General features: G+C 73.7%; 4 protein-coding genes. 3 read left to right on the top strand and 1 reads right to left on the bottom strand.

Annotated elements, in window-relative coordinates:
• Positions 1–81: 81 nt before the first annotated feature.
• Positions 82–2,016, bottom strand: a complete 1,935-nt coding sequence (locus ACFU7Y_RS37185) for a PIG-L family deacetylase (protein WP_380771003.1) — start codon at positions 2,014–2,016, stop codon at positions 82–84.
• A gap of 451 nt (positions 2,017–2,467) precedes the next feature.
• Between ACFU7Y_RS37185 and ACFU7Y_RS37180 the strand changes: the two genes are divergently transcribed.
• From ACFU7Y_RS37180 to ACFU7Y_RS37170, 3 genes are all read left to right on the top strand, one after another.
• Positions 2,468–4,846: a phosphoketolase gene (locus tag ACFU7Y_RS37180; RefSeq protein WP_224279980.1), complete on the top strand. Its 2,379-nt coding sequence runs from the start codon at positions 2,468–2,470 to the stop codon at positions 4,844–4,846.
• Between the two features lie 45 nt (positions 4,847–4,891).
• Positions 4,892–5,689, top strand: coding sequence for a universal stress protein (locus ACFU7Y_RS37175; RefSeq protein ID WP_380771002.1), 798 nt, complete (start codon positions 4,892–4,894; stop codon positions 5,687–5,689).
• Positions 5,690–5,818: 129 nt separating this feature from the next.
• A complete protein-coding gene (locus ACFU7Y_RS37170) occupies positions 5,819–6,676 on the top strand; it encodes a universal stress protein (protein ID WP_380771001.1) in 858 nt (285 codons plus the stop codon).
• The last annotated feature ends 26 nt before the right edge of the window (positions 6,677–6,702 follow it).

Raw genomic sequence — 6,702 nt, 5'->3', positions numbered from 1 at the left:
GGGAGTGGACGGCGCCTCGCTGTGAACCGTCCCTCGCCGGAAGGAAGGGACGGCCGGGTCCCCGGCCGGCGGGACCCGCGGTCAGAGCGGCAGGACCTGCCAGCCGCCGAAGGTGGTGGCCGTCGTGCCCGTGCGGTAGCAGACGCGGCCGTCCGTGCCGATGGCGAACACGTGGAGGACACCGCCGCCGTCGACGATTGCGGCCGGGTAGTCGAGGACGGTGCCGCCGAGGTCCTGCCAGGCGCCGTAGCCGGAGTTCGGGGCGGTCTGGGCGGTGGTGCTCACGCCGCCGCCGCGGTTGCGCTCGAACAGGACGACCCGTCCGCCGAGGGTGGCCGCCGCCGGCTCGCCGACTCCCCCGTGTCCGCCGAGGGGGGCCGGGGACTGGCTCCACGACCCGCCCGGCTGAGTCTGGTAGCTGACCAGCATCGCGCCGGTGCCGACCTCGCGGTAGGCGAGTTCGATGCGGCCGTCCTGGTCGAGCGCTGCCTTGGGCGGGCTCGCCGGCCGGGCGTTCGGGATCGGGCCCGGGCCGCTGAAGGCGCCGTTCGGGGCGGTCTGCCACCAGTTGACGATCCCGGTGCGGGTGCCGGCGAACACCTCGATCCTCCCGGCGCCGTTGCGGATCGCGGTGACCGGGTCCTGGAGATCGGTGCCGCCCAGGTCCGTCCAGGTGCTCGCCCACACGCCGCCCGGGGTGGTCTGCCGGATGTTGCTGAGGCCGCCGCCGCCGTTCTTGACGAAGAGCTCCAGCCGCCCGTCCTGGTCGCCGGCCACCACGGGCACGCCGACCTGGTCCTCGTTGCCGAGCCCGGCGTTGGGGTTGCCGTGGTCGGCCCAGCCGTTCCACCACCAGCCGTTGGGCGTGCCCTGCGGCAGGGAGACGATGTGGTGGTCGGTCAGGCGGCGGGCGAAGACCTCCAGCCGGCCGTCGGCGTTGGTGCCGACGGCTATGCCCGGCGCCAGCCGCCCGCCCGGGTCGGCCATCCGCACCGGACCGCCCCAGCTGCCGTCGCCCTGACGCCAGTACGTGTAGAGGGCGCCGGCCCGGACGACGAAGACCTGCGGCCGGCCGTCCTGGTTCAGCCCGGCCCAGGAGGTGCCCCGCGACCAGCGGTAGTACATCCGGGAGAACCAGGCGTCGGAGTAGTTCCCCGAATGGTCGTGGCCGGCGTACTCGGAGACGAACACGCCCTTGGCGCCGACCGTCGCCGGGTCGAGGTTCACCGGGGAGTCGCTGATGTTGTAGTCCCGGTAGTTCACCTGGATCAGCGTGCCGCCGTACAGCCGGGCCGCCTCGCCGGCGAACTTCGCGGCGGCGACGTGGTCCGAGTGGTCGCCCGTGTAGCGGCTGTCCGGGAGTTCGTCCTGGGCCCTCAGCACGGTCGGCTGGTACGCCACCATCAGCTGCCGCAGCACCTCGACGACGTCCGCGGCCGTGTAGGTCGACGGCCCGGACAGCGGGCTGCCGACCGGGACGACCGTGGTGTCGGTGCCGCCGGCCAGGACGCCTCCGAGCCCGGCGTCGTGCAGGTTGAGGAAGATCAGGTGCACCGGCCGGCCCTTGAGGACGTACCGTTCGACCTGCTTGCCCGCGACCGTCCACGCCTCGGCCGTCCAGTGCCCGACCTCGTCGGTCCCCGGGTCGGTGTCGCCGACCCCGGTCATCCGGGAGTAGGCGTTGACGGCGCCCATCTGCCGGTTCCAGGTGCGCAGCGGGTCGCCGGCGGTGTCGTAGCAGGCCGTGGCGCACGGGTCGCCGGTGATGTTCCCCGCGGTGACGAACACCGTGACGGACGGCGTGCCGTTGGCGAGGGCGTTGGACAGGTCAGGGTTCATGAACAGGATGTCGTCGTCCTCGTGCGCGACGACCTGCATGACCAGCGGCCCGGAGCCGGCGGCCGCGGCCGTACCCACGGCCGCAGCCGCGCGGGTCGCGGTCCCCTTGGCCAGAACGGGCGCGGCGAGGGCGGTGAGTGCGACGGAGGAGAGGAGTTGCCGTCGTCCGATTGCCATGTGATTCCCCCCAATTCGAAATCGGCATGTGATCACGCCAGGAGGAGGCTAGCGCATTGTCGATCAGGAAAGGCCGTGGACCGTATCTCGCGATTTTGCCAAGGGGGAAGGCCAATTGACGCGGAATCACGGTTGCTTCGTCCGCTTCCTGCTCGTCGAGCTCATTTCCGGACAGGACCGTTCCTTCGTCGAACCGGGCGCCACCGGCTGACCGCGTACCTTTCGCCTTTCCGCGGAATCCTGAGGGTGCTGCCGTGCGCCCCGCCCCGGCCGGACACGGGGCGGGCCGGAGCGCTGTGCCGTTCGGGTGAATGCCGTGGACAGCGGGACCATCGGCCCCTCGCGGCTCGCCGAGTGTGGCCTGTTCGGCCCTGCGCGGGCTTCGGCCGAGGGGGGAGGATCGGATACGCCCACCGTCGGCGGTTCCGACAGACCTGAGGAGAACCCAGCCATGTCCCTCACCCCCAGTCCGGCTCCCGGTGGACCCTCCGAGGAGGAGGTCCGCGCGCTCGACGCCCACTGGAGGGCGGCCAACTACCTGTCGGCGGGCCAGATCTACCTGATGGCCAACCCGCTGCTGCGCGAGCCGCTGCGCCCGGAGCACATCAAGCCCCGCCTGCTGGGTCACTGGGGCACCTCACCCGGCCTGAACCTGGTCCACACCCACCTCGACCGGGTGGTCAGGGCCCGCGACCTGGACGCGGTCTGCGTCTGGGGGCCCGGGCACGGCGGGCCCGCCGTGCTGGCGAACTCCTGGCTCGACGGCAGCTACACCGAGACCTACCCGAGCGTCACCCGGGACGCGGACGGCATGGCCCGGTTGTTCCGGCAGTTCTCCTTCCCCGGCGGCGTGCCCAGCCACGTCGCCCCCGAGACACCGGGATCCATCCACGAGGGCGGTGAACTCGGCTACGCGCTGTCGCACGCCTACGGCGCCGCCTTCGACAACCCCGGCCTGCTGGTCACCTGCGTCATCGGCGACGGCGAGGCCGAGACCGGACCGCTGGCGGCCTCCTGGCACGGCAACAAGTTCCTCGACCCGGTGCACGACGGCGCCGTCCTGCCGATCCTGCACCTCAACGGCTACAAGATCGCCAACCCGACCGTGCCGGCCCGGCTGCCCGAGGCGGAACTCGACGCGCTCCTGCGCGGCTACGGCCACCTCCCGCTGTACGTCACCGGCAAGGACCCGCTCACCGTCCACCGGGCCATGGCCGAGGCCATGGACACCGCACTGGACCGGATCGCCGCCCTCCAGCACGAGGCCCGTGCCGGGGGCGATACCCGGCGCCCGCAGTGGCCGCTGATCGTGCTGCGCACCCCCAAGGGCTGGACCGGCCCCGCGGAGGTCGACGGAGTGCCGGTGGAAGGCACCTGGCGGGCTCACCAGGTGCCGCTGGACCAGGTGCGGGACAACCCCGCCCACCTCGCCCAGCTGGAGGCGTGGCTGCGCTCCTACCGGCCCGAGGAACTCTTCGACGAGCAGGGCCGACCCAGCGCCGAGGTGCTGGCCTGCGTGCCCGAGGGCGACCGCCGCCTCGGGACGAACCCGCACGCCAACGGCGGTCTACTGCTGCGCGACCTGCCGATGCCGCCGCTGGAGCGCTTCGCCGTGCCCGTCGACAAGCCCGGTGCCACCCTGCACGAACCCACCCGGGTCCTCGGCGACCTGCTCGAACAACTGATGGCGGACACCGCCGAGCGCCGAGACTTCCGCCTGGTCGGCCCGGACGAGACCGCCTCCAACCGGCTCCAGGCCGTCTACGCGGCCACCGGCAAGGCCTGGCAGGCGCAGACCCTGCCCGTCGACGAACACCTCGCCACCGACGGCCGGGTGATGGAGATCCTCTCCGAACACACCTGCCAGGGCTGGCTGGAGGGCTACCTCCTCACCGGCCGCCACGGCCTGTTCTCCTGCTACGAGGCATTCGTCCACATCGTCGACTCCATGGTCAACCAGCACATCAAGTGGCTGCGCACCACCCGGGCCCTGCCCTGGCGCGCCCCCATCGCCTCGCTCAACTACCTGCTCACCTCCCACGTCTGGCGCCAGGACCACAACGGCTTCTCGCACCAGGACCCCGGCTTCGTCGACCACGTCCTCAACAAGAGCCCCGAAGCCGTCCGGGTCTACTTCCCGCCGGACGCCAACACCCTGCTCGCCACCGCCGACCACGTCCTGCGCAGCCGCGACTACGTCAACGTCGTGGTCGCCGGCAAGCAGCCCTGCTTCGACTGGCTCACCCTCGACCAGGCCCGCACCCACTGCGCCCGGGGCGCGGGGATCTGGGAGTGGGCCGGCACCGAGGACGGCAGCCGAGAGCCCGACGTCGTGCTCGCCTGCGCCGGGGACGTCCCCACCCAGGAGGTCCTCGCGGCCGCCCAGCTGCTCCGCCGCCATCTGCCCGACCTGGCCGTCCGAGTGGTCAACGTGGTCGACCTGGCCCGGCTGATGCCCGCCGAGGAGCACCCGCACGGCATGCCCGACGCGGAGTTCGACGCCCTGTTCAGCCGCGACCGGCCGGTGATCTTCGCTTACCACGGCTACCCGTGGCTGATCCACCGCCTCGCCTACCGGCGCGCCGTCCACCCCCACCTGCACGTGCGCGGGTACAAGGAGTCGGGCACCACCACGACGCCCTTCGACATGGTGGTCCGCAACGACCTCGACCGCTACCGGCTCGTCATGGACGTCATCGACCGGGTGCCCGGCCTCGCCGTCCGGGCCGCCGCCCTGCGCCAGGAGATGGCCGACCGGCGCACCCGCCACCACGACTGGATTCGCGAGCACGGCACCGACCTGCCCGAGATCACCGACTGGACCTGGTAGGGCTGACGTGCAACCAGGGGGGCCGACCGTCAGGAGATCAGCACCGTGGACCTGCCCGTCGCCGTCGGAGTCGACGGCTCCGACCCCAGCCTGGCCGCCGCCGACTGGGCCGCCCGCGAGGCGCTGCTGCTCGGCCGCGCGCTGCGCGTCCTGCACGCCCTGCCGCTGACGCCCCAGCTGCTCCCCGGCCGGCCCGCCGGGCGCGGGCCGGACCCTGATGCCCTGTTGCACGAGGTCTGCCACGTCCTGGCGGTGCGCTACCCCCGGTTGGAGATCCGCTCCGACGAGGTCCACGACCTCGCCCCCGCGGCGCTGCTGGCCGCGGGGGAGGACGCCGAACTGCTCGTCGTCGCAGCCCGCGGTACCGGCGGCTTCCCGGACCTGCGGGTCGGGTCCACCGCCCTGCACCTGGCCGCCCGGGCCGGCTGCCCGACCGTGGTGCTGCCGGTGGACCCGCCGGGCCCGGATCCGCGCGAGCAGATCGTGCTCGGGCTGGACGCCCGCCGACCCGCCGAGGCGGCCCTGGAGTTCGCCTTCGCCGCCGCACACCGCCACGGACTGCCGCTGCGGGTCGTGCACGCCTCGGCCACCGGCGTGCCGGAGGACGAGGACGAGCTTCTCGCCCGCGTCCTCGCACCGTGGCGGGCCGCCCATCCCGAGGTCGAGGCCGTCCCGGAGAGCACGGGCACGGGAGCGGGCCCGGCGCTGGTGGAGGCGTCGGCCAAGGCCCGACTGCTGGTGCTGGGCAGGCGGCCCGTGCTCCTGGTCGGCGCGCTCGGCCCGGTCGGCCACGCCGTCCTGCACCACACGCTCTGCCCGGTCGCCATCGTCCCGGAGGCGTGACCGGGACCTTCGGGCCGTCCTTGGGGCTGCTCGGCCCCTGGGACCGGCCTGCGGCGACCACGATCATGGATCGCACACCGGGTCGCCGGCATCCGCGCCGCGACCGTCGAACCAGGGAGGGGCGTCACCATGCCGGACGCCGTAGTGGTCGGAGTCGACGGATCGGAGCCGAGCACGGCCGCCGCCGAGTGGGCCGCCCAGGAGGCGTACCGCAGCGGCCTGCCGCTGCGGCTGCTCCACGCCGGGGACGCGGGCTCGCCCGCGCCCGGGGAGGCCGACCGCGGTGACGAGCCGCTGCCGCCGTCGGTGCTCGCCACCCGGGACCACATCGCGAGCGTGCTGCCCGGGCTGGAGCTGACCTGCGAGCACGTGACCGGGAGCCCGGCCGACGCGCTGGTCGCCGCCGGGGGCCGGAACGGCCTGCTGGTGCTCGGCTCGCGAGGCCTGGGAGGGTTCGCCGGGCTGCTGGTCGGCTCCGTTTCGCTGCGGGTGGTGGGCCACGCGAACTGCCCCGTCGTGGTGGTCCGTGCCGGGGCCGACGGGCAGGACGGCGGCGAGGACGTGGTGCTCGGGCTGGACAGCGACCAGGCCTGCCCGGACGTCATCGCCTTCGCCTTCGAACAGGCCGCGGCACGGGGTGCGACGCTACGCGTGCTGGAGAGCCGGAAGGTGCCCGCGGGGCCGTACTCGGCCGAGGGCGTGGTCTACCAGCCGGAGGTCCGGGAGGCGTTGGAAGCCGGAGAGCTGATGCGGCTCCAGGAGGCCCTGGCTCCCTGGCGGGAGAAGCACCCGGAGGTCCGGGTGCAGGCCGAGCTCGCCGCCTGGTCGGCCGGGCGGGCGCTGGTGGAGGCCTCCAGGAGCGCCTGCCTGACGGTGGTGGGGCGCCGCCGGCCCAGGCTCCACCCGGCCGCGCCCTGGCTGGGCTCGGTCGCCCACGCCGTCCTCCACCACGCGCACAGCCCGGTCGCGGTCGTGCCGCACGACTGAGGCGGGCCCCGTGCACGGCCGTGGTG

The organism is Kitasatospora sp. NPDC057542 (genome assembly GCF_042801945.1).
Classification (GTDB): domain Bacteria; phylum Actinomycetota; class Actinomycetes; order Streptomycetales; family Streptomycetaceae; genus Kitasatospora.
The sequence above is the reverse complement of the archived record's forward strand: the minus strand, read 5'-3'. Positions and strand labels throughout refer to the sequence as shown.